Origin of the sequence: Anaerobacillus sp. (assembly GCF_046314235.1) — a bacterium.
Classification (GTDB): Bacteria; Bacillota; Bacilli; order Bacillales; family Anaerobacillaceae; genus Anaerobacillus.
The window spans coordinates 280,201-301,935 of record NZ_JBKBWN010000001.1 but is presented as its reverse complement, the minus strand read 5'-3'; the positions used below and the strand labels follow the sequence as shown (position 1 = coordinate 301,935).

Below are 21,735 nucleotides of genomic sequence, written 5' to 3'. Positions count from 1 at the left end.
GTTGGTGCCAGGCACCCCAAAAGGGGGCCTGGCACCATTTTTTAATGCGCTAATTCCTAACCAAGGCGAAAAACGATGCCGTGACCACCTTTCGGATATTCCCACTTAATATTTTGGTAGGGGCATCCGATACGGCAACTGCCACATTCATGACAACCTTCATAGCCGACATGCATTCTGATATCTTCCCATTTGTACACCTCTGCGGGACAGAAGATGGTACAGATTTTATCTGGGCATTTTGTTAAACAAATATCGTTATCTAATACATGGAGATGAGATTCAGTGTCAGCATTAAATCGGACGAGGTATTGTTTTTCCTCAATTGTACTTTTTAATCCACTCATTATTTCATCACCTTCCAAGCTCGAAGAATATCGCGAGCCATTTTAATCTTCTCGCGGTTGGAACCGAGGTCGTTCCAGATTTTCTTTTGTTTCTCCCATTTTGATCTACCATCGACTGTAAACATTTGGCTTGCAGCACGATTGATCATTGGAATGTAATGTTCAAAGTATTGAGGTGACCTATCAAATAGATGTGTTGCATCCTTGTATTTCTTTAGATCCTGACCAACAAAGCTTTCCATCAGTTTCAGACGGTATGAATCTAGTGTTCGAGCTGAAAAATCATTTCGCTCTTTGGCAAGAAGAACAGTTTCAGCAGCAAATCTTCCTGAGGTCATTGCCATATTAGACCCTTCGCGGTGGATGGCATTAACAAGTTGGGCTGCATCCCCGATTACGAGAACACCATTATCACAAACCTTAGGCATCGAATGATAACCGCCCTCTGGAATGAGGTGAGCAAGGTACTCAACAGGCTCACTCCCTTGTATATATGGACGGATGATCGGGTGATTTTTCACATAATCTAGTAATTCGTAAGGCTTTATTTTTTGTTTAATCATCCCAGACAGTAAGGTACCGACACCGATGCTTAAACTGTCTTTATTTGTATAAAGAAACCCTGTACCAAGAATACCTTTTGTGGCATCACCAAAAATCTCAATTGTGCAGCCTTGATTACTTTCTAGATTAAAGCGGTCTTCGATAATCTTCTTATCTAGCTTTAAGATTTCCATCGTTGCTAGAGCGACTTCATCAGGTCGGAATTCTTTGTGAAACCCTAGTGATTTTGCTAGCAAAGAATTGACACCATCAGCTAAAACAACAACATCAGCTAAAATTTCTCCTTCATCACGATCTGTTCTAACACCAATCACTTTGCCGTTTTCGACAATACATTCTAAAACGACAGTCTCGTTAATAAGCAGTGCGCCTTGTTTAACAGCTTGATCGGCAAACCACTGATCGAACTTGGCTCGTAACACGGTGAAGTTGTTATATGGTTCCTCCCCCCATTCCAATCCTTTATAATTGAAAGAAGATGCCGATTGTTTATCTAACATCATAAAACGTTGCTCAACAACCGGTCTTTCAAGAGGAGCTTCTTTATAAAATTCGGGAATGATATCTTCCATCATTTGCCGATATAGAACTCCACCCATGACGTTTTTAGAGCCAGGGTATTCACCACGTTCAATTAAAACTACATCTAATCCAGCCTTGGCCATCTCGTATGCACAAGAAATACCTGCTGGTCCAGCACCAACAACGATACAATCAAATTTTTCAGGCATGACTCACTCTCCTGTTCAATGCTTCTTCAAAAGCTTTAATTAATAGTGGAACTACTTCAGCTGCTTCACCAACGATGCCATAATGGCAGGTTTGAAAAATAGGCGCATCAGGATCTTTATTGATTGCGATAATAAGTCCAGAGTTTTGCATGCCAACAATATGTTGAATCGCACCGGAAATTCCAATTGCGAAGTAAATTTTAGGTGTCACTGTGAGCCCAGTTTGCCCAACTTGATGATGATGCCCAACCCACCCAGCCTCAACGACATCACGACTAGCACCAACAGCCGCACCTAGAACTTCAGCAAACTGGTGGATTAGTTGAAAGCCATTTTTACTGCCTAACCCTTTTCCGCCAGCAACGATAATATCTGCTTCGTCAATGCTAGCGTTCCTCGTTGTTTCTCTCACAATCTCTAATACCTTTGTACGAATGTCGTCCTCCTTAAGATCAATCGTCTCCTTTATTAAAGTTCCAACTCGATTTACATCTGGAGTAAGGGCTTTCATAACTTTCGGTCGTACAGTTGCCATTTGGGGACGATATTTTTTGCAAAGAATGGTTGCCATAATATTTCCCCCAAACGCTGGTCGACTTGCTAGCAAAAGACCGGTATCTTCTTCAATATCGAGAATTGTTGTATCAGCGGTTAATCCAGTTGGCAAATCAGTCGCAACAGCACTCGCTAAGTCTTTGCCATTTGGAGTAGCTCCGTAAAGAATGACTTCAGGTTTATGTTTCTCACTGCAATCAAATACTGCGCGCATGTAAGACTCAGTTCTGTAGTGGTTAAATATTTCATCCTCGTACATGTAAACAAGATCTGCGCCATGTTCATATAAGGTAGTTACATACTTCTCAACATCGTTTCCGATTATTAATCCTGCTAGATCTGTTTTTCGTTTATCAGCAAGTTCGCGACCGGCTCCTAATAGTTCAAGCGAGACCGGAGCAACCTTCCCGTCTTTTATTTCGATAAAGACCCAAATACCACGATAATCCTTAAAGTCCACATTAGTTCCTCCTTCGCACTTCTACATTCTCATTGAAATAACTCTTTTTTCTCTAAAACTACGTCGAGTAATTGTTGTACTTGTTCATCAATTGCCCCAGTTAACATTGTTCCACCTTTAGGCTTAGGAGGTGCCCAGACCTTCGATACAATCGTTGGTGAACCTTTTAGACCAAGTTGTAATCGATCAATGTCTTCTAAATCAGCGACTCCCCAAATATTTGGTTTATATCTAGCTGCTTTCATCATGTTTGGCAAAGGAGAATAAGGAATTTTATTAATTTCCTTTTCAACTGCTAAAAGGCATGGTAATGGAGATTGAATGACTTCATATCCATCCTCTAGCTTCCGTTGAACAATGATAAGTTTTTCTTTTTTGTTTACTTCCACGATTTTTTTGACAGAAGTCAATGGGGGGATATCTAAGCGCCGCGCTATCCCAGGTCCAACTTGCCCTGTATCTCCATCAATCGTCATTTTGCCACAGATCACTAGATCAATAGGGTGGATTTGAGCAATTTTTTCTAGAGCTTTTGTTAATGCATAACTTGTTGCTAATGTGTCTGCTCCAGCAAATGCTCTGTCAGAAATCATATAGCCTTCATCAGCCCCGATTTCGATACATTTTTTAATAGCTTTCACGGCAGGAGGTGGACCCATCGTCAAAACCGAAACTGTTCCACCGTACTTTTTCTTAAGGCGAACTGCTTCTTCTACCGCATGTGCATCATATGGATTTAAGATTGCTGGGGCACTAGATCGGTCCATCGTGTTCGTTTTCGGGTTCATCTTGATAATTTTTGTGTCAGGTACTTGTTTAATACAAGCTACAATGTGAAGCAATCGTATTCACTCCTTTGCCAATCCAAATTAACGATAGTCGTTACTATATGTATATAGATGAACATAGAAAAAAATGCGAATATTATTACTATTCATAGAGTGGAAAGAAGCTAGAATTGTATTGGCTTATATCGTTGAGTATAAACATGCCGCTAACAATAGGAGAATCGATATGTGATATGAGAAATCGTAGAAAAGGGTCTTTAGAGGAAAGACATACTGGAGCTTAAATAATTTCAAATAAAAAAACCTTAATTGCAAATTGCAGATAAGGTTTTTTAACTATTCTATGAAATTATGTTTAGTTTCTGCGCTGACAATTGGCAAACATATTCGAAACGTAGTTAATTGTTCATTAGAATTGCAAGAGATGCTCCCATTGTGTTTCTCAATAATTTTTTTACAGACAAACAAGCCGATTCCTGTTCCTAACTCTTTCGTTGTGTAAAAAGGCTCGAATATAATTTCCCTTGTTTCATCTGGAATGATTGGACCATTATTGGCAATTTCAATCACTACATAGTTATCAATTGTCGATGTGGTGACAAGTATTTCTCTTGGTTTTTCTTTTTTCGTAATCGCATCGATGGAATTCATTAATATATTTAAGAATACTTGTTTTAATTCGTTTTGATTAGCGATCGTTTGTGCGTTAGGTCCGTAATTAGTAATGACATTGACATCGATATCAACAATACTTGGGTAAAGGAATTTTACGATATCTTCTAATAAGAGGTGAACCGACACTAACTCTTTACGTTGTTCTTGTGCGGCCTCATTTTTTGATGTATGAAGGAATTGGGTAATTCGAAACTTAAGTTGATCTAGTTCGTGATCAATAATATCTAAATATTTTAAGGTTGGATACTCGGTTTTTAGTAACTTAATAAACCCAATTACCGCTGTAAGTGGATTTCTAAACTCATGAACAAAGCTAGATGACATTTGCCCTAATAAGGTTAATTTCACTTTATGAGTTTCATTGATTAGCAAGTTTTTATCTTGGATTTCCAATTCTTTTAAAATTGTGTATTTTTTCACGGCATGATAACAAAAATAATCAAAGCTCTCGTTGATTTTTTCAATCGCTTCTTGAAGCTGTTTGTAATCAATTCCTGATAAAAAAACATGTCTTATAATAATCGTTCTACCTAGATTTACATTATGAACAAAGTCACCAATATTAGTCTTAGCTTCAACCCGTTCCTGCGCGACTTTATACGCTAGAACCTTTAAGTCATTGTTAGTTGTATCATTAGTTAGTGATAACCTTATTAATTGACACAATTGCTGACCATTCGCTTTAACCTTTTCTAAATTTGAATTATATTGGTGTAATTGAATGTTCTGCAACCAATCTTCTAGGATACTTGTTTCATTTTCATCGAAAAATTTAATCAAGTCATTACCAATTGAAACAAAATCCATAAGACCTCACCACCTTAATAAGAAAAAATTACCTATAAGGTAGTAATTCTACAGGAAATGAGTCGTTCCTCTAAATTATTTAAAAAATAGTTCTGTTTTCCTATAATGAACCATTAAAAAGAGGTTGTTCACAAAAGCTCTTTCATATGTTTAGTTTTGTGTTTGTGTTTGTGTTTGTGTTTGTGTTTCTTTAAATGTATTTTATACTATAAGGGGTATTATTTGTTTGTCAATCATAAATAAGCGAAAGAGTCTTGTTTGTTTTCTTCCATATTAATTTGGCTAAAATAACCTTGAAATAAATAGGCGTTTAGGAATATATAATACGGATGTTTTTTTATTGCCGATCAATATTATTAAAAATTTACATGCCCCCTTGCTAAAAATATACCCTACGTAGTATTATTAAAGAGTCGAATACCTTATAGGGTATATAAATAATCTATAAATGGGGGAGTTTTCAATGGGGGAAACCAATAATATAAGCCGTCGAACTTTTTTAAAAAGATCGGCTCAAGCTACTGTGACTGCGGGTGTTATTGCTACAACCAGTAATAAAGTGTTTGCTGAGGTAGATGCTGATGTGAAAGGCTATATAGGCTCAATAATTGATTTAACGAAGTGTGATGGCTGTGTAAACTATGATACACCTTTATGTGTGTCTGTTTGTAAAACTAAAAATGAACATCGCTTTCCACAGCCAGAAGGACCTTTAAAAGATTATTGGCCACAAAAGCGTCACGAAGATTATTCTAAGGAACAAGAACGAATTGATCGATTAACACCTTATAATTGGACATTTATTGAACAAGTAGAAGTTGAACATAATGGGTTATCTGAATTGGTATCAGTTCCGCGCCGCTGTATGCATTGTATTGATGCGCCTTGCCAAAAGCTCTGTCCTTTCGGTGTCATTGAAAAAACCGAACAAGGTGCAGTTAAAATTGATGAGTTCTTCTGTATGGGTGGTGCGAAATGCCGTGATGTTTGTCCATGGGATATTCCCCAACGGCAAGCAGGAGTTGGAGTTTATATGCACATCGCACCAGATTTAGCAGGTGGTGGTGTCATGTATAAGTGTGATATGTGTAGCGATTTGCTAGCTAAAGGAGAAAGTCCTGCATGTGAAACATCATGTCCAACAGGAGCAATTGAATTCGGTCCAGTAGACGAAATGAGAAAACTTGCCCATGAAAAAGCAACAGAAATGGGTGGCTATGTGTACGGAGATGATGAAAATGGAGGTACATTGACATTTTACGTTTCGAAAGTACCTTTTGATAAGATTAATGGTGCAATCATCAAGAGCAAAGCAGAGGCTCAAGCTATAAGTCAAGATAAGCGTCCGAGTGGAAGACCAAATATGGAGCCAAAGGTAGGGAATTTATTGGACACAACTAAAGGTTTAATGTTAGCAACTCTGATTGCCCCTATTGCTGGTGCTGCAACAGCAGGTATCGCAGCATATAAGACGCTAAAAGGGAAAAAGAATGAAAGTGGTGATACGCATGACGAAGAATAAAAAAGACAAAATTCTAAGACAGCCTCTATCGAACCGTATTGTTCACTGGGGTTCAGCGATTTCTATTATCATGTTGATCATTACAGGATTAGGGCAAATGCCACTTTATGGTAGGTATCTACTCGTTCAACCATTTGGTACAGGATGGTTAACTAGATATGACCTAACCCTTTATGTTCATTATTTCTTTGCCGCTGTATTAATCTTTATTATCTTTTATCACTTTGTCTATCATTTATTGAGAAAAGAATTTCACATCATTCCCAAAAAGGGTGATGTGAAAGCTTCTTATGAAATAATTAAGGCGATGGTCTTACGTAAACATGAGCCGCCTAGTGAAAAGTATTTACCTGAGCAGAGACTTGCATATGCTTTTTTTGCCTTTTCAATTGGTTTGGTCATCGTTACTGGTATTTTTAAAGTCGTAAAAAATATTCAAGGGGTTCAAGCAAGTAATGAGTTTCTTTTATGGGGAGCACAACTTCATAATCTTGCGACAGTATTAGTTATTTTTGGAATTGCGATGCATTTAGGGGCCTTTGTTGTAAAGGCTAATCGAAAGATGTTACCTGGTATGTTTACAGGGTATGTTGATAAGGAGTATGTAAAAGAGCGTCATACGATTTGGTATAAAGATCTTGAAAAAGAGGAAAGCAAAAAAAGTAAAAAAAGAGATGTGATGTAAGTATGTAATTGTTAAGGAAGAAAGGTAGGTATCAAAATTAGATGGCAGAAGATAAAAAATGTAATCCTGTTAACGGTTGAGCAGCACCAACTTCCAGTACTAAGGTTAAGCAATCGAAGATACCTTCAGTTTGACCTGGGACTTGGGTATGGCTCCTGGTAGGAGTTTATTTCATCATTCAACATTTATTCTGAGGTAGAGGGTAAAAAAGTGCCCTCTTTTATTAAATATAAAACCCTGCTTAAACAACATGTTGACAGTTTTAAATTTTTATTTTATTATATACCTATAGGGGTATTTGGGTTTTGAGGAGGGAAGCTATTTATGATTAAAAAATTTATACCAGCTCTTGAATGGATTCCACACTATAAAAGAACTGACTTAAGTGGAGATCTTTCCGCAGGATTAATCGTTGCAATCATGCTAATTCCACAGGGAATGGCATATGCTCTTTTAGCTGGCTTGCCTCCAGTGATTGGATTATATGCCTCAACAATACCTTTACTTATTTATGCATTATTTGGAACATCGAAGCATTTAGCTGTAGGGCCAGTGGCAATTGTCTCCCTATTAGTACTAACAGGGGTATCTACACTAGCAGAGCCTGGTTCCCAAGAATATATCGCTCTAGTACTACTACTTATGTTGATGATAGGTATTCTACAATTTCTGATGGGTGTATTTCGTCTCGGATTTTTGGTGAACTTTCTCTCCCATGCGGTCATTAGCGCATTCACTTCGGCTGCTGCGATTATTATTGGTTTAAGTCAATTAAAGCATTTACTAGGAGTAAATCTTGAAGGTGGCAAGGAAGTTTTTAAGCTTCTTACTGAAGCAGTAATGAGAGCATCCGAGATTAACCCGATTACCCTTTCAATAGGAATTATTAGTATTTTGGTCCTTATCTATATAAAGAAATTAATCCCGAAAATTCCAGGACCACTATTGGTAGTGGTCGTCAGTATTTTAGTTGTTTATGGATTTAACCTTGAAAACTTTGGTGTAAAGATTGTTGGAGAGGTTCCAAGTGGACTTCCAGGGTTCTCAATGCCTGCATTAGATTTCAATGCCTTCTTAGCTTTACTACCAATAGCTGTAACGATTTCCTTAATAGGATTTATGGAATCGATTGCGATGGCGAAAGCAATTGCCGCAAAAGAAAAATACAAAGTGGTTGCGAATAAGGAGTTAATTGGATTAGGACTTGCAAATATTGGTGGATCGTTTTTCTCAGCTTATCCAGTTACAGGTGGATTTTCACGATCGGCGGTAAATTATCAATCAGGTGCCAGAACCCCGATGGCTTCAGTGATAACCGCAATCTTAATTTTCTTAACCTTGCTATTTTTCACTAGCTTATTTTATTATCTTCCGAATACAGTATTAGCTGCGATAATTATGGTAGCAGTTTACGGATTAATTGATATAAAAGAAGCAAGGCATCTTTTTAAAGTACGAAGTGTTGATGGATGGACTTGGGTGATTACCTTTGTTGCAGCTTTAGTTATTGGAATTGAGCTTGGTATTTTAGTTGGAGTAGGGTTCTCACTTATCATATTTATTGGGAGAAGCGCCTATCCACATGTAGCAGAGCTTGGTTACCTAAGCGAAGAGAATGTTTTTCGAAACATTGAACGCTATCCAAATGCAAAGGTAAATTGCGATGTTTTAATTTTTCGATTTGACGCATCCTTATATTTTGCCAACATGACGTTTTTTGAAAATAAGTTAAGTGAACGAATTTCTGAAAAACAAAAAACACATTCGGTTATCTTAGATTTTTCTGGGGTAAATTCAATCGACGCTGTTGCGCTCCATTCGTTGAAAGAATTAATTCTGATGTATCGAGAAGCAAAGATTGAATTCTTATTAGCAGGGGTTAAAGGACCGGTTATGGATCTAATGAAAAAAGCGGATTATCCAAAGGAGTTTGCTGAAAAGATTACGTACCTTTCTGTAGACCATGCAATAAAAGATATAGGATTACGCTAGGGAAGTGAAACTATGGAGTTGTTTGAGCTAACAAAAAATAATGAAGATTTTATCCGAAAAATAAAAGAAACTGATCCAGATTACTTTGAAAAATTAAAAAAAGGGCAAACACCAGAATTTTTTGTAATCGCATGTAGTGATTCAAGGGTTAGTCCATCTGTTATCACACAATTACCTTTAGGTGCAATGTTTATCCATCGCAATATTGGAAATCAAGTTGATGCGAATGATGAGAGTTTCACTGCAAGTCTTTATTACGCACTCGTTCATTTAAAAGTGAAGAAGATTGTCATTAAAGGTCATACGGATTGCGGTGGAGTAAAAGCAGCCTGGAATGGTTTAGAAGAAATCGAGCTTGTCGGATGGTTAGAAAAAATAAGAGTAAATCTCCCTGTTCATGATCAAAACTGTCCGCTAACGTTAGACGAGTTAGCCAAAGAAAATCTACTAAACCAAATAATTAACTTAAAAAGTCATCCAGTATATAAAAAATACGGTCAAAATATTGATATTTTAGGTGCATTGTTTCATGTTGAATCGGGAGAACTTGAGTGGGTCACTACTCCTGATTGAGCAGGGTGTAACTGTTGACTTTTTATTTTATATGATTTACAATATACCCATGGCGGTATTATTGTTAAAAAGAACCGAATATATTTCATAATATTTTCAGGAAAAAATTTTTAAATAAAAATATACCCCAATAGGTATAAAATCAATAGTTGAGGTGAATGAAATGGAAAAGAAGAAAACGACAATTATTTTATTTAGTGGTGAGCTTGATAAGGCATTGGCTGCCTTTATTATTGCGAATGGGGCAGCGGCATATGATCATGAAGTGACGATCTTTACGACATTTTGGGGTTTGAATGCATTTAGAAAAGATGAGCATGTTCCAGTAAAAAAAGGCTTATTAGAAAAGGCATTTGGGATGATGATGCCACGTGGTCCAAAAAAGCTTGGACTTTCAAAGATGCATTTTGCAGGTATGGGTCCAAAAATGATTAAACATGTGATGAAAAAGCACAATGCAATGCAGCTACCAGAACTTATCGATATGGCTAAAGAACAAGGTGTAAAACTAGTTGCCTGTACAATGACGATGGATTTGCTCGGCATACAACAAGAAGAACTTATCGATGGAGTTGAATTAGCTGGAGTTGCAGCTTACTTGGGTGACGCTTCAGAAGGAAATGTAAACTTATTTATATAATAAAACCTAACCTAGGAGGATTAAGATGATTAAAACTGATCAAACATTAGATGCAAAAGGTTTAGCATGTCCAATGCCAATTGTTCGTACCAAAAAAGTTATCAATGAGCTATTACCGGGTCAAGTCTTAGAAATTCAAGCAACAGATAAAGGGTCAACTGCTGATTTAAAGGCTTGGGCAAACAGTACTGGTAATCAATATTTAGGAACAATTGAAGAAGCGGGTGTTTTAAAGCACTATTTAAGAAAATCGACTAGTGAAGAAGAAAAACCAGAAACAACTCATCCACATGTAATTCAAAATGAAGAATTAGAAAAGAAATTAGCAGGCGAAAAGCTTACGATTTTAGACGTACGTGAAGAAGCTGAGTTTGCGTTTAATCATGTTCCAGGAGCAGTTTCAATTCCATTAGGTGAATTAGAAAATCGTTTAGTCGAACTGAATACAGAAGATGAGATTTATGTGATCTGCCGAACTGGTAGTAGAAGTGACTTTGCTGCACAGAAACTAGCGCAAAACGGCTTTACAAAGGTATGGAATGTTGTTCCTGGGATTTGCCAATGGACTGGACCTACAGAGAAAAATAATTAATAAATTTTTTTAATAAATAAAATACCGTAGGGGGTAATAGAATGAATTCAAGACCGATTACTGCAGCTGAAATTACAAAGAAGGTTTTTAACAAGGAAAAGTTATTTATATTAGATGTTCGTAATGAAGATGCTTATAGTGACTGGAAAATCGAAGGATCAAACTTTACTCATGTAAACGTTCCTTACTTCGAATTAATCGATGGCGTTGAAGAGATTATTGACAGATTACCAAAGGGTGAAGAAATTTTAGTTGTTTGTGCAAAAGAAGGAGCCTCCATTATGGTCGCTGATATGCTTAACGAAGCAGGTTTTCAAGCGGGTTTCCTAATCGGTGGAATGAAAACGTGGAGTGAACACTTAGAGCCAGTGAAAGTAGGCGACTTAGAGGATGGTGGAGAACTCTATCAATTTGTACGTATTGGTAAAGGGTGTTTATCGTATATGGTCGTTTCAAACGGTGAAGCAGCTATTATTGATGCAACTAGAATGACGGATATCTATGTTGATTTTGCTAAGTCTGTCGGTGTAGAAATTAAGCACGTATTTGATACTCATCTTCATGCTGATCATATTTCTGGAGGAAGAAAGATTGCACAATTAACAGGAGCCACTTACTGGTTACCACCGAAAGATGCTGGAGAAGTTGTCTTTGAATATAGCCCATTAGAGGATGGGAATGATGTCACGATTGGAAAGACAAAAATTAATATTCAACCATTATATTCACCAGGGCATACAATTGGCTCAACATCATTTGTTGTTGATGAAAAGTATTTATTAACAGGAGATATTTTATTCATTGACTCCATTGGGCGCCCAGATTTAGCAGGTCTTGCAGCTGATTGGGTCGGCGATTTAAGAGAAACTTTGTATAATCGCTACAGACAATTATCAAATCAATTAGTTGTCCTTCCAGCTCATTTTATGATCATTGATGAATTAAATGATGATGGCAGTGTGTCTAGAGAGTTAGGGGCACTCATAAAAGAAAACCATGGTTTAAATATTGAGGATGAAGATACTTTCAGAAAAATGGTAACGGAAAATTTACCGCCACAACCGAACTCATACCAAGAAATTCGTGAAACTAACATGGGTAAAATAAGTCCAGACAATGATAAGCAACGTGAAATGGAGATTGGTCCAAATCGCTGTGCAGTAAGATAAATAGAGAGAAATATTGGGGAGTTCTTAATATAAATTAAATAGGAGTGATTAAAGATGACAATGAAAGCAGAAAAAGTCTTAGACGCAAAAGGATTAGCATGTCCTATGCCAATCGTAAAAACAAAAAAGGCAATGACTGAATTAGAAGCCGGGCAAGTACTAGAAATTCATGCAACTGATAAAGGGGCTAAAAATGACTTAACTGCTTGGGCAAAATCTACTGGTCATGAATTAGTAGCGGACACTGCAGAAAATGATGTTTATAAGTTTTGGATTAGAAAAGGATAATAAAGAAATCCTAAAGGGGGGTGACTCACAAAGTATCACTTACCTCAAGTGCTATATAAAAATTGAGAACTCTTATCTCTATCTTTATATATATAGGTAACTACTTGAGGAGAGCTGATACTTACGAGTCACCTATTCTTTTACGAAAATAACGTTTTGAGCATAGTATAAACATGTTTTACTACCTGTACAGATTTAGATTAAACAACTATCTAGAAGATGTCGCTGGATTTCCTTGAACGAGCCTCTAAAATTCGTTAGAGTTTTACAGCGAAGAGAAAGGAAGTCAAGCGACACTCATTGTATTTGTTGGAGTCATAGTTTCCTACCAAGCGATGTTACTGTGCAAATCTAGCGTTCTTAATTTGATAAAAGGATGCACTAAATACTATGATAGGTATATATATTAACAAATACAAATACTAAAAATATAAAGGTTATCTAAAAATAGATAACAAATAGAAGGGAGCGTCTTAATATGAAATATAACGATCCAGTAAAAAATAGAATTAAAAGAATTGAAGGGCAAATTAAAGGTATTTTAAGAATGATGGAAGAGGAAAAGGACTGTAAAGATCTTGTCGGTCAAATGTCGGCAGCAAGAAATGCCCTTGACCGTGCCATTGGGGTAGTCGTCAGTGAAAATCTAGAAGCCTGTATACGAAATCAGATCGAAAAAGGTGAAGACACTGAAACATTTATCCAAGAAGCTGTAAATTTATTGGTGAAAAGTAGATAAGCGTTTGTTAACCTAACGATATAACAATTGCGAAAATATGCATAAGTGACATCTCCAGTCTCCCCCCATTGTTATATATTGTTCACAAAACACCTCTCTTTTTATAGCGACCAAAGATTATAATATTATTAAACATATATATATAATAATTGGTTTAAGTCGAGGGGGAGCTCTAAAATGAAAAAAATATTGCTGCTTACATGTTTATTAAGTATAAGTTTAGTAGCTTGTTCTAGTGCAAATTCACAAGAACGATCTGAAGCAGACAATAAAATAAAGGATCTTGCGGTTAGTGAGCAAAATGGGGACCTTGATGAAATGATCGAAAGTCTATTAAATAATGAACTTTTAGTTCCAATAGGTGAAGTGCCGATTCCTTTAGATAATCCGATGACAACGGAAGTACTTGAATTGGGGAAAATTTTATTTTTTGACCCTAGACTTTCGGGAAATAACGAAGTAAGCTGTCAAACTTGTCATGATCCTGAGCTAGGTTACGGAGATGGAAAAGCGACATTTACAAAAATCGATGGTACAGAGGGGTTACGGAATAGTCCAACAGTAATCAATTCAGGATTTTATACTAGATTATTTTGGGACGGTCGAGCAGAGTCTCTTGAAGCACAAGCGCTAGGCCCAATTCAAGATCCTGGTGAAATGAATCAACCTTTAGACGAACTCGTTGATAAGTTACATGCGATTGAGGGGTATGAAGAGCTTTTTTTGGCCGCGTTTGAAGATGGTATCACAATTGAAAATGTAGGTAAAGCGTTAGCTGCTTTTCAAAGATTAATTGTAGTAAATGATACTCGGTATGATCAGTTCCTAAAAGGGGATCGTCATGCATTATCCAATGAAGAAATTCGTGGGTTAGATTTGTTTGCTGGAAAAGCATTTTGTATCACATGCCATCATGGCGAAAATTTAACAGACAATGAGTTTTACAATTTAGGTATTAATTCTGACGATATAGGTCGTTTCGCAGTAACAGAGGAAGATAGAGATTTAGGTAGAATAAGAACACCTGGTTTATATGGTATTACTCACACAGCCCCATATATGCGTGATGGAAGTATAGAAACTCTTGAAGAAGTTATTGAATTTTATAACCGTGGTGGTGATAGTCACCCTAATAAAAGTATTTTTATGACAATGTTTATGTCTGAGCTAAATTTAACGGCTGATGAAAAAGCTGATTTATTAGCGTTTCTAAAAGTGCTAGGTGGTGAACCACCAATTATAGAGAAACCAACTCTCCCTGGAATGAAATAAAAAGGAAAAACCTTACTGACTCTAGAATGATATTGTTAGTAAGGTTTTTTACATAGGGGGCACTAAAATTGAAAAATATGCTAATAAAGGCAGTTACTATTATAGTAACAATCATCATTCTCATTCTTTCTTATTCGGTCATTCAGTTCTCACCACAGTATATGCTTAGAATTTTGAAGTATGGAGAATCTGATGTAAATGATCATAAGATATTTCCATCTAGAGTAATTAATAAAGCGGAAGAGCCTTACTTCTTTGAAAAAAAAGATACAGTAGATTTAAATAAATTACCTATTCAATATCTCTATAACAATCGTGATAAAAGCGCAAAGTTAGATGAGTTGCTAGAACGAACTGGGACTACTGCGTTCATCGTGATTTCTAATGACAAGATCGTTTATGAGAAGTATTTTAATGGCTATAAGAGGGATTCAGTAAACACATCTTTTTCTGCTGCAAAATCTTTTGTCTCATTATTAGTTGGAATGGCAATTGATGACGGGTATATTGATAGTGTAGATGAGCCGATTACAAATTATATTAGTGAACTGACAGGAACTGATTTTGAATTGATTACAATTGAGGATTTATTGCAAATGCGTTCCCCAATATCCTATAAAGAAGGTAATCTCTGGTTTGGTGATGATGCCAAAACCTATTATATGCCTGATTTAAGGGGATTAGCTATTAATAATACAAGGCTAACAAAAAAAGAGAGAGATAGCTTTCGCTATAATAATTATCATCCATTATTATTGGGGATTATTTTAGAGAGAAGTACTGGAGAAACTGTTGCAACGTATATGGAAAAAAAGATTTGGAGTAGAATTGGGACCGAGTTTGATGCATCTTGGAGTTTAGATAGCGAAAAAACGGGGTTTGAGAAAATGGAAAGTGGTATTAATGCAAGAGCGATCGATTTTGCAAAAGTTGGATGGCTAGTACTTAATAACGGAATTTGGCAAGGAGAACAAATAATTAGCAATGAGTGGCTTCAACAGTCGTTCGCGAAAGAGTCGTTAAGTTTTGATGAAATTAATCACTCGTTTATAAAAAATCAGAATACCGGCTATGGCTACATGTGGTATAGCATTGAAGACGGACAAGGTAATTATGATGTATATGCATTAGGTAAATATGGTCAACTTATTTATATTTCACCTACACATCAAACAGTGATAATCAGAAATGGAAAAGAATATGGTGCGGTAGATTGGTGGCCAGATATTTTCAAAACAATGATTTTGGCAATGAATAATTCGTATGAATAGCACAAGTAAAGAGGAAGCCCTTTATAACGGGCTTCCTCTTTTGATGATCTTTAATTATTATTTAAAAGATACACCTTTGAAGTATGGAGTACCACCAAAGTCTACGAATAATCCAGTAACTCCGTTTGTACCATATACGAAGTCAGGGTGTTGTAGGTAAACCATTGGAGCTTCTTCTACAAGAATTTCAGAAATTTCTTTGTATGCTTCGTTACGTTTTGGTTGATCTGCTTCACTACGAGCATAGTCTAATAACTCATCTACACGATCGTTGCTGTAGAATGAACGGTTACCAGGTGAACCGTGTTGTGAAGAGTGGAATAAAGCATATAAACCGTAGTCAGCGTCACCAGTTACAGTTGTCCATCCTAAGATGAATAACTCATGCTCACCAGCAGCAGTTTGCTCTAGGAAAGCACCCCACTCAACGATTTTGATTTCAACGTTGATTCCGATTTGACCTAATTGATGTTGAACTAACTCAGCGATATCCGCACGAGCTTTGTTTCCTTCGTTAACGAAGATTGTTGTGTTAAATCCATTTTCAAAACCAGCTTCAGCTAATAACGCTTTAGCAGCTTCAACATCATAATCAAGAGGAGTTAACCCTTGATAGTTACCATTAACTGTAGGCGCTAGAGGTCCAACTGCTGGAACACCTTGACCATCTAAAATACCATAAACGATATCGTCTTTGTCTACAGCCATAGCGATTGCTTGACGTACTTTGATATTATCATAAGGAGCTTTGTTCATGTTAAAACCTAAGTAATCCATACGAGTTCCGTGGATACGAACTGTATCAAGTTGAGACATTCCCTCAACACGGGCTACATCAGGAGCACCAACTAGAACAGCATGTGCTTCACCAGTTTCTAACATTGCAATACGAGTAGCATCTTCAGGAACAACTACAAAGCTAAGAGTGTCAACCTTTGCTTTTTCTCCCCAATAATCTTCGTTTCTTTCCATTTTAATTTCAGCACCACGATCCCAAGTAGTTAACTTGAATGGACCAGTACCAACTGGATGTTCAGTAATAGTTTTACCACCGTTGTTCTCTTCTTCAATTGCACTAGCTTGAATGATTGAACCAGCGTTATGTGCTAAGTGAGCAGGAAGAGGAGCAAATGGAATATTTGTTTTAATTTGAACAGTGTGATCATCTACGATTACTACTTCTTCAACCATGTTAAGAATGAATGCACGAGGAGAAGCAGCTTCTGGGTCGATTAAGCGTTCAATTGAAGCTTTAACGTCGTTAGCTGTGAAATCAGAACCATCATGGAATTTAACTCCTTGACGTAATTTGAATTCCCAAGTTAATTCATCAATAGCTTCAAATTCTGTTGCTAATAATCCATATACAGAACCATCTTCAGCATAATCAGTTAAGCGTTCGAAAATTTGTGAAGTTGCGTTAGATGTTGCTGTGTCGTTCATACCGTGTGGATCAAGAGTAGGCGCATCTGCACCTGTTACGAAGACCAAATGTCCGCCTGCTTCACCTTCAGCAGGTGCTGGTGTGTCAGGTGTGCCAGGTGTCTCAGGTGTAGGTGTTGCATCGTTTTTACCGCCACATGCAGCTAATGCTACCATTAGTGCAAGGACAAGCATAAGAAATAAATTCTTCTTTAAGCTCATTGTATAAATACCCCCTATTTTTTTTATGTGTTTTACAACACTAGTTATTCGTGTTTGTCACGATTAATTTTTATATTAGTCTAAAAATTTAAAATTCACAAGTACCTTTTTCAAAAAAATTAATATTTTTGTAACTTTGTAATAATTCAGAAACAAATAATGACAATTTTAAACAAGAAAATTTAAATAATTTCCGCTTTCTTTCATATAAATGGAAATCGAATTATGAAGATACGCATGTCGTATTTTGATGATAACTAGTAACTACTAGAATTATATTTTGATAATATATATATTTTTTTTAAAACAAAAGAACCTCTTCGAAAGACGGAATTAGCAAACTGACAAATCATCCCTGTAGCGCTTTAATGTAAAAAAACTTATAATGAATACAATTAAATTATATAATTAAAACTATTGTAATAATTCTAAATTCTAGCTATTATATAATAGAATTATTAGAAATATTACAAATGTTACAAAACAGCGAAAGGATGAAAGCTATGAATCAACCATCTATACAAACTACGACAGGCGTGCCTGTTAAAGTACAAAATTCCAAAGCAGCACGTTGGTCAGCTTTATATAAAAAGCTAGCAAAAAATAAAGCTGCTATGGCAGGTGCATTTATTGTTTTAATATTTATCACGTTAGCAATATTAGCCCCTTACATTGCACCGCACGATCCACTAGATATTCAAATGGTAAAAAAGTTACAAACTCCATCAGCTGAGCACTGGCTCGGAACTGATGATAAAGGTCGAGATATACTAAGTCGTATTCTAATTGGAGCAAGAATATCATTAACTGTAGGTATTGTATCGACAATCATCGGGGCGATTGTCGGAGTCATCCTTGGAATCGTTGCTGGTTATTATGGTAGATGGATTGATTCATTGATTATGAGAATTTGTGATGTTCTCCTTGCATTTCCAGGGATTTTATTAGCATTAGCAATTGTAAGTGTTCTGGGTGCAAGTACAATGAATGTTATCTTAGCCGTAGCCTTTTTCGCTATTCCATCATTTGCTAGGATTGTTCGTGGCTCAACATTAAGTGTAAAAAAATTAGAGTATATTGACGCTATTAGAGCAATGGGCTCGAGTGATCTTAGAATTATCTTTAAGCACATTCTTCCAAATATCGTCTCACCAATTATCGTACAGGCAACGCTTTACATCGCATCTGCTATTATTACAGCTAGTGCTCTTTCATTCCTTGGAATGGGGACGCAGCCGCCAACACCTGAATGGGGAATGATGCTAAGCCAAGGGCGCTCATATATTGCTGAAGCACCGCATTTAACGCTATTCCCAGGTTTGGTTATATTACTAGTTGTTATTGGATTTAACTTATTTGGTGATGGCTTGCGTGATGCGCTAGATCCGAAATCGAAATAATAAAGGATGGTGAGCTAAATGTTAGAATATATTTTACGAAGGCTATTTCAAACAATCCCTGTAATGTTTGGGGTTACATTAGCAGTATTTCTCATGATGCACCTATTACCAGGTGACCCTGCACAAATTATGGCTGGAGAATCTGCGGACCCTGTCCAGGTTGAAGCAATGCGTGAAAAACTCGGCCTAAATGATCCGCTCCACACTCAATATATACGTTATGTGACTAACGCTGTTCAAGGTGACTTAGGAAATTCTATTCGTACAAATCGTTCGGTTACATCTGAAATTTTTGATAAACGTTTTTGGATTACAGTTGAGTTAGCTTTAATAGGTACTGCTTTAGCTGTAATTATTGGGCTAGTTGCTGGAATTATTTCAGCAACAAAAAAATATTCGTTATCTGATGTATCGATTATGATTGTCGCGTTATTTGGACTTTCGATGCCAAACTTTTGGTTAGGAATTATGTTAATCTACTTTTTCTCTGTAAATTTAGGCTGGGTTCCTGTAGCTGGTTGGGGAACATGGAAGCATATGATTTTACCTGCGATTACATTAGGAACTGGTGGAGCAGCAATTATTGCTCGGATGACTCGTTCGAGTATGTTAGAGGTCATTAATCAAGACTACATTCGAACTGCCTATGCTAAAGGTGTAAGCGACAAACTTGTTATCTATAAACATGCGCTTCGTAATGCACTTATCCCGGTAGTAACTGTTGTTGGTTTGCAGTTTGGTGGTCTATTAGGAGGAGCGGTAATTACGGAAACCGTTTTTGCTATTAATGGGTTAGGTCGTTTAATTATCGACTCAATTCGTGCGTACGACTTCCCAATGGTACAAGGAACAATTCTTGTTTGTGCGGTTCTCTTTGTTTTTGTAAACTTCCTTGTAGATATTACCTACCGTTTAATTAACAAACGGATCGACTTGAATTAAGGACGGTGAAAAACTATGACATTATCAAATGAAAAAATATTAGAAGTTAAAGGTTTGCGAACATCTTTCTTCACCGATGAAGGTGAGGTAAAAGCAGTTGATGGCGTAGATTTTTCCATAGAAAAAGGAAAAACAATTGGAATCGTAGGTGAATCGGGTTCTGGGAAAAGTATTACTTCCCTGTCAATCCTTCGTCTTCTTCAAGAACCGGCAGGAAAGGTTGTTGGTGGAGAGATTATTTTTAAAGGTGAAGATTTATTAACAAAATCAAAGAAGCAGATGATGGATATCCGTGGAAATTCTATCTCAATGATTTTCCAAGAGCCGATGACGTCGTTAAATCCAACATTAACGTGTGGTGAACAAATTGCTGAATCAATTCGAATTCACCAAAAACTAAATCGAAAAGATGCCTGGACCAAGGCGGTTGATATGTTGAAGTTAGTAGGAATCCCTTCTCCTGAAAAGCGTGCGAAGCAATATCCGTTTGAATTATCAGGAGGGATGCGGCAGCGTGTGATGATCGGAATTGCGTTAGCTTGTAATCCCGAGTTATTAATCGCCGATGAACCTACAACTGCTCTAGATGTAACAATTCAAGCGCAAATCCTTGACCTAATCAAAAAGTTACAAGAAGAGTTTGGTACTTCTTTAATGATGATTACGCATGATCTCGGTGTAGTTGCTGAAATGTGTGATAAGGTTGCCGTAATGTACTGTGGAAAAGTTGTTGAATACGCTGATGTGAAAACAATTTTTACAAACCCAAAACACCCATATACAGTCGGGTTATTAAATTCAGTACCAAAACATGATCAAGACTACGAAGGGGACTTAGCAGTCATTAAGGGCTCAGTTCCAAGCCCGTTTAATTTACCAAAGGGTTGTAGCTTTGCACCACGCTGTGAACACGCTAGAGATATTTGTATATCACAATTGCCAGATTTAGAAACTGCTGCTGACGGCGATAAAGTACGCTGTTGGATCTATACTGACAAATGGGATACAGAAATGGAGGTTGCCGCTGACTATGAGTAAAAAGGTTTTGTTAGAAGTTAAAAATTTAAAACAATACTTTCCTATTAAAGGTGGAATCTTCGGTAGAACTGTTAACCATGTTAAAGCAGTAGATGATGTCAGTTTTGAAGTTTACGAAGGTGAGACAGTGAGTATTGTAGGTGAATCAGGTTGCGGTAAATCGACAACAGGAAGAGCAATCCTTCGACTTGAAGAGCCTACGTCTGGTGAGATTAACTTTCAAGGTGAAGACTTACTTTCATTAAATAAATCGCAAATGAGAAAAAAGCGTAAAGATTTACAAATCATTTTTCAAGATCCATATGCTTCGTTAAATCCGAGACAAACCGTTAGCCAAATTTTAGAGGAAGCACTTGAAATTCAAAAGGTTGTGCCACCTAAGCAAAGACGTCAAAAAATCGTTGATTTGCTTGAGACGGTTGGAATTGGTGCACACCAAATTGATAGACATCCCCATGAATTTAGTGGAGGACAGAGGCAACGCGTTGGTATCGCACGTGCCCTCTCTGTTGATCCTAAATTAATTATCTGTGATGAAGCAGTTTCAGCACTTGATGTATCAATCCAAGCTCAAGTATTAAATTTGTTAAAGGATTTGCAGCGTAAGTTTTCGTTGACGTATCTGTTTATATCGCATGATCTTGGTGTTGTTCGTCATATATCTGACCGTATTATTGTTATGTATTTAGGGAAAATAGTGGAAATAGGAGATAAGCAATCGTTATTTGAAAATCCACAGCACCCATATACAAAAGCTCTTTTATCAGCGATTCCAAGTACAAATATATTTGAGAAGAAAGAGCGAATTATCTTAAAAGGTGACGTACCATCACCAATAAATCCCCCAGCAGGGTGTCGCTTCCATACCCGTTGTCCTTATGCATTTGATCGTTGTGCAACGGAGGATCCAGCGCTACATCATGTTCCTGGAAAGGGACATCAAGCTGCGTGTCATTTAATTGAAGATGGACCAATAGATTTTTCGCAAATTCCATCTAATTATTAATCAGCAATAATGTAGCGACCTTATTCCGTACTATA

At 36.9% G+C, this 21,735-nt stretch carries 21 protein-coding genes; 15 read left to right on the top strand and 6 right to left on the bottom strand.

Going from position 1 to position 21,735, the window contains the following annotated elements; genetic code table 11:
* Nucleotides 1-56: 56 nt before the first annotated feature.
* The 5 genes from ACK4M9_RS01405 to ACK4M9_RS01385 form a co-directional block, all read right to left on the bottom strand.
* Complete coding sequence (locus ACK4M9_RS01405) at nt 57-347, bottom strand: ferredoxin family protein (protein ID WP_409847043.1); 291 nt, start codon at nt 345-347, stop codon at nt 57-59.
* Nucleotides 347-1,642, bottom strand: coding sequence for an FAD-dependent oxidoreductase (locus tag ACK4M9_RS01400; protein ID WP_409847041.1), 1,296 nt, complete (start codon nt 1,640-1,642; stop codon nt 347-349). The genes ACK4M9_RS01405 and ACK4M9_RS01400 overlap by 1 nt, the downstream gene beginning before the upstream one ends.
* Complete coding sequence (locus ACK4M9_RS01395) at nt 1,635-2,657, bottom strand: electron transfer flavoprotein subunit alpha/FixB family protein (protein ID WP_409847039.1); 1,023 nt, start codon at nt 2,655-2,657, stop codon at nt 1,635-1,637. The genes ACK4M9_RS01400 and ACK4M9_RS01395 overlap by 8 nt, the downstream gene beginning before the upstream one ends.
* A gap of 29 nt (nt 2,658-2,686) precedes the next feature.
* Entirely contained in the window at nt 2,687-3,499 is an 813-nt protein-coding gene (locus ACK4M9_RS01390; RefSeq protein ID WP_409847036.1) for an electron transfer flavoprotein subunit beta/FixA family protein, read from the bottom strand.
* Nucleotides 3,500-3,781: 282 nt separating this feature from the next.
* A complete protein-coding gene (locus ACK4M9_RS01385) occupies nt 3,782-4,927 on the bottom strand; it encodes a histidine kinase N-terminal domain-containing protein (RefSeq protein WP_409847033.1) in 1,146 nt (381 codons plus the stop codon).
* Nucleotides 4,928-5,390: 463 nt separating this feature from the next.
* Between ACK4M9_RS01385 and ACK4M9_RS01380 the strand changes: the two genes are divergently transcribed.
* From ACK4M9_RS01380 to ACK4M9_RS01330, 11 genes are all read left to right on the top strand, one after another.
* Entirely contained in the window at nt 5,391-6,449 is a 1,059-nt protein-coding gene (locus ACK4M9_RS01380; protein ID WP_409847030.1) for a 4Fe-4S dicluster domain-containing protein, read from the top strand.
* Nucleotides 6,436-7,134, top strand: coding sequence for a formate dehydrogenase subunit gamma (locus ACK4M9_RS01375; protein ID WP_409847028.1), 699 nt, complete (start codon nt 6,436-6,438; stop codon nt 7,132-7,134). Before ACK4M9_RS01380 ends, ACK4M9_RS01375 begins: the two co-directional genes overlap by 14 nt.
* Before the next feature lie 324 nt (nt 7,135-7,458).
* Entirely contained in the window at nt 7,459-9,126 is a 1,668-nt protein-coding gene (locus tag ACK4M9_RS01370; RefSeq protein WP_409847025.1) for a SulP family inorganic anion transporter, read from the top strand.
* 12 nt (nt 9,127-9,138) lie between these two features.
* Nucleotides 9,139-9,699 (top strand): carbonic anhydrase, encoded by a 561-nt coding sequence (locus ACK4M9_RS01365; protein WP_409847022.1) that lies wholly within the window; start codon nt 9,139-9,141, stop codon nt 9,697-9,699.
* Between the two features lie 163 nt (nt 9,700-9,862).
* Nucleotides 9,863-10,339: a DsrE/DsrF/DrsH-like family protein gene (locus ACK4M9_RS01360; protein ID WP_409847019.1), complete on the top strand. Its 477-nt coding sequence runs from the start codon at nt 9,863-9,865 to the stop codon at nt 10,337-10,339.
* Between the two features lie 25 nt (nt 10,340-10,364).
* Nucleotides 10,365-10,931, top strand: a complete 567-nt coding sequence (locus tag ACK4M9_RS01355; protein ID WP_409847016.1) for a sulfurtransferase TusA family protein — start codon at nt 10,365-10,367, stop codon at nt 10,929-10,931.
* 41 nt (nt 10,932-10,972) lie between these two features.
* The gene (locus ACK4M9_RS01350) at nt 10,973-12,100 is read left to right on the top strand and encodes an MBL fold metallo-hydrolase (protein ID WP_409847014.1); all 1,128 of its coding nucleotides are present in this window, start codon (nt 10,973-10,975) and stop codon (nt 12,098-12,100) included.
* A gap of 60 nt (nt 12,101-12,160) precedes the next feature.
* Nucleotides 12,161-12,388, top strand: a complete 228-nt coding sequence (locus tag ACK4M9_RS01345; RefSeq protein ID WP_409847363.1) for a sulfurtransferase TusA family protein — start codon at nt 12,161-12,163, stop codon at nt 12,386-12,388.
* Nucleotides 12,389-12,866: 478 nt separating this feature from the next.
* Nucleotides 12,867-13,127 carry a metal-sensitive transcriptional regulator gene (locus ACK4M9_RS01340; protein ID WP_409847011.1) on the top strand — a complete coding sequence of 87 codons (261 nt, stop codon included), beginning with the start codon at nt 12,867-12,869 and terminating at the stop codon, nt 13,125-13,127.
* Between the two features lie 177 nt (nt 13,128-13,304).
* On the top strand, nt 13,305-14,399 hold the full coding sequence (locus ACK4M9_RS01335) for a cytochrome c peroxidase (protein ID WP_409847008.1): 1,095 nt from the start codon (nt 13,305-13,307) through the stop codon (nt 14,397-14,399).
* Nucleotides 14,400-14,476: 77 nt separating this feature from the next.
* Nucleotides 14,477-15,670 (top strand): serine hydrolase domain-containing protein, encoded by a 1,194-nt coding sequence (locus ACK4M9_RS01330; RefSeq protein ID WP_409847360.1) that lies wholly within the window; start codon nt 14,477-14,479, stop codon nt 15,668-15,670.
* A gap of 57 nt (nt 15,671-15,727) precedes the next feature.
* Here the strand turns inward: ACK4M9_RS01330 and ACK4M9_RS01325 are convergent, their stop codons facing one another.
* Nucleotides 15,728-17,314, bottom strand: a complete 1,587-nt coding sequence (locus ACK4M9_RS01325) for a glutathione ABC transporter substrate-binding protein (protein ID WP_409847006.1) — start codon at nt 17,312-17,314, stop codon at nt 15,728-15,730.
* 503 nt (nt 17,315-17,817) lie between these two features.
* Here ACK4M9_RS01325 and nikC point away from each other — a divergent pair.
* From nikC to ACK4M9_RS01305, 4 genes are read left to right on the top strand one after another with little or no spacing between them, the layout of a single operon-like run.
* Nucleotides 17,818-18,714: a nickel transporter permease gene (gene nikC, locus ACK4M9_RS01320; RefSeq protein ID WP_409847004.1), complete on the top strand. Its 897-nt coding sequence runs from the start codon at nt 17,818-17,820 to the stop codon at nt 18,712-18,714.
* Nucleotides 18,715-18,732: 18 nt separating this feature from the next.
* Nucleotides 18,733-19,656 carry an ABC transporter permease gene (locus tag ACK4M9_RS01315; protein ID WP_409847001.1) on the top strand — a complete coding sequence of 308 codons (924 nt, stop codon included), beginning with the start codon at nt 18,733-18,735 and terminating at the stop codon, nt 19,654-19,656.
* A 15-nt stretch (nt 19,657-19,671) separates the two neighbouring features.
* Complete coding sequence (locus ACK4M9_RS01310) at nt 19,672-20,694, top strand: ABC transporter ATP-binding protein (protein WP_409846997.1); 1,023 nt, start codon at nt 19,672-19,674, stop codon at nt 20,692-20,694.
* Nucleotides 20,687-21,700: an ABC transporter ATP-binding protein gene (locus ACK4M9_RS01305; RefSeq protein WP_409846995.1), complete on the top strand. Its 1,014-nt coding sequence runs from the start codon at nt 20,687-20,689 to the stop codon at nt 21,698-21,700. The genes ACK4M9_RS01310 and ACK4M9_RS01305 overlap by 8 nt, the downstream gene beginning before the upstream one ends.
* The last annotated feature ends 35 nt before the right edge of the window (nt 21,701-21,735 follow it).

Bases quoted from the DNA above. Each gene is read 5' to 3' on its own strand.
- ACK4M9_RS01400 (WP_409847041.1), bottom strand. From the start codon at position 1,642: ATGCCTGAAAAATTTGATTGTATCGTTGTTGGTGCTGGACCAGCAGGT.
- ACK4M9_RS01365 (WP_409847022.1), top strand. From the start codon at position 9,139: ATGGAGTTGTTTGAGCTAACAAAAAATAATGAAGATTTTATCCGAAAA.
- ACK4M9_RS01375 (WP_409847028.1), top strand. From the start codon at position 6,436: ATGACGAAGAATAAAAAAGACAAAATTCTAAGACAGCCTCTATCGAAC.
- ACK4M9_RS01370 (WP_409847025.1), top strand. From the start codon at position 7,459: ATGATTAAAAAATTTATACCAGCTCTTGAATGGATTCCACACTATAAA.
- ACK4M9_RS01310 (WP_409846997.1), top strand. From the start codon at position 19,672: ATGACATTATCAAATGAAAAAATATTAGAAGTTAAAGGTTTGCGAACA.
- ACK4M9_RS01315 (WP_409847001.1), top strand. From the start codon at position 18,733: ATGTTAGAATATATTTTACGAAGGCTATTTCAAACAATCCCTGTAATG.
- ACK4M9_RS01325 (WP_409847006.1), bottom strand. From the start codon at position 17,314: ATGAGCTTAAAGAAGAATTTATTTCTTATGCTTGTCCTTGCACTAATG.
- ACK4M9_RS01360 (WP_409847019.1), top strand. From the start codon at position 9,863: ATGGAAAAGAAGAAAACGACAATTATTTTATTTAGTGGTGAGCTTGAT.
- nikC (WP_409847004.1), top strand. From the start codon at position 17,818: ATGAATCAACCATCTATACAAACTACGACAGGCGTGCCTGTTAAAGTA.
- ACK4M9_RS01380 (WP_409847030.1), top strand. From the start codon at position 5,391: ATGGGGGAAACCAATAATATAAGCCGTCGAACTTTTTTAAAAAGATCG.
- ACK4M9_RS01405 (WP_409847043.1), bottom strand. From the start codon at position 347: ATGAGTGGATTAAAAAGTACAATTGAGGAAAAACAATACCTCGTCCGA.
- ACK4M9_RS01345 (WP_409847363.1), top strand. From the start codon at position 12,161: ATGAAAGCAGAAAAAGTCTTAGACGCAAAAGGATTAGCATGTCCTATG.
- ACK4M9_RS01305 (WP_409846995.1), top strand. From the start codon at position 20,687: ATGAGTAAAAAGGTTTTGTTAGAAGTTAAAAATTTAAAACAATACTTT.
- ACK4M9_RS01385 (WP_409847033.1), bottom strand. From the start codon at position 4,927: ATGGATTTTGTTTCAATTGGTAATGACTTGATTAAATTTTTCGATGAA.
- ACK4M9_RS01335 (WP_409847008.1), top strand. From the start codon at position 13,305: ATGAAAAAAATATTGCTGCTTACATGTTTATTAAGTATAAGTTTAGTA.
- ACK4M9_RS01350 (WP_409847014.1), top strand. From the start codon at position 10,973: ATGAATTCAAGACCGATTACTGCAGCTGAAATTACAAAGAAGGTTTTT.
- ACK4M9_RS01340 (WP_409847011.1), top strand. From the start codon at position 12,867: ATGAAATATAACGATCCAGTAAAAAATAGAATTAAAAGAATTGAAGGG.
- ACK4M9_RS01330 (WP_409847360.1), top strand. From the start codon at position 14,477: ATGCTAATAAAGGCAGTTACTATTATAGTAACAATCATCATTCTCATT.
- ACK4M9_RS01355 (WP_409847016.1), top strand. From the start codon at position 10,365: ATGATTAAAACTGATCAAACATTAGATGCAAAAGGTTTAGCATGTCCA.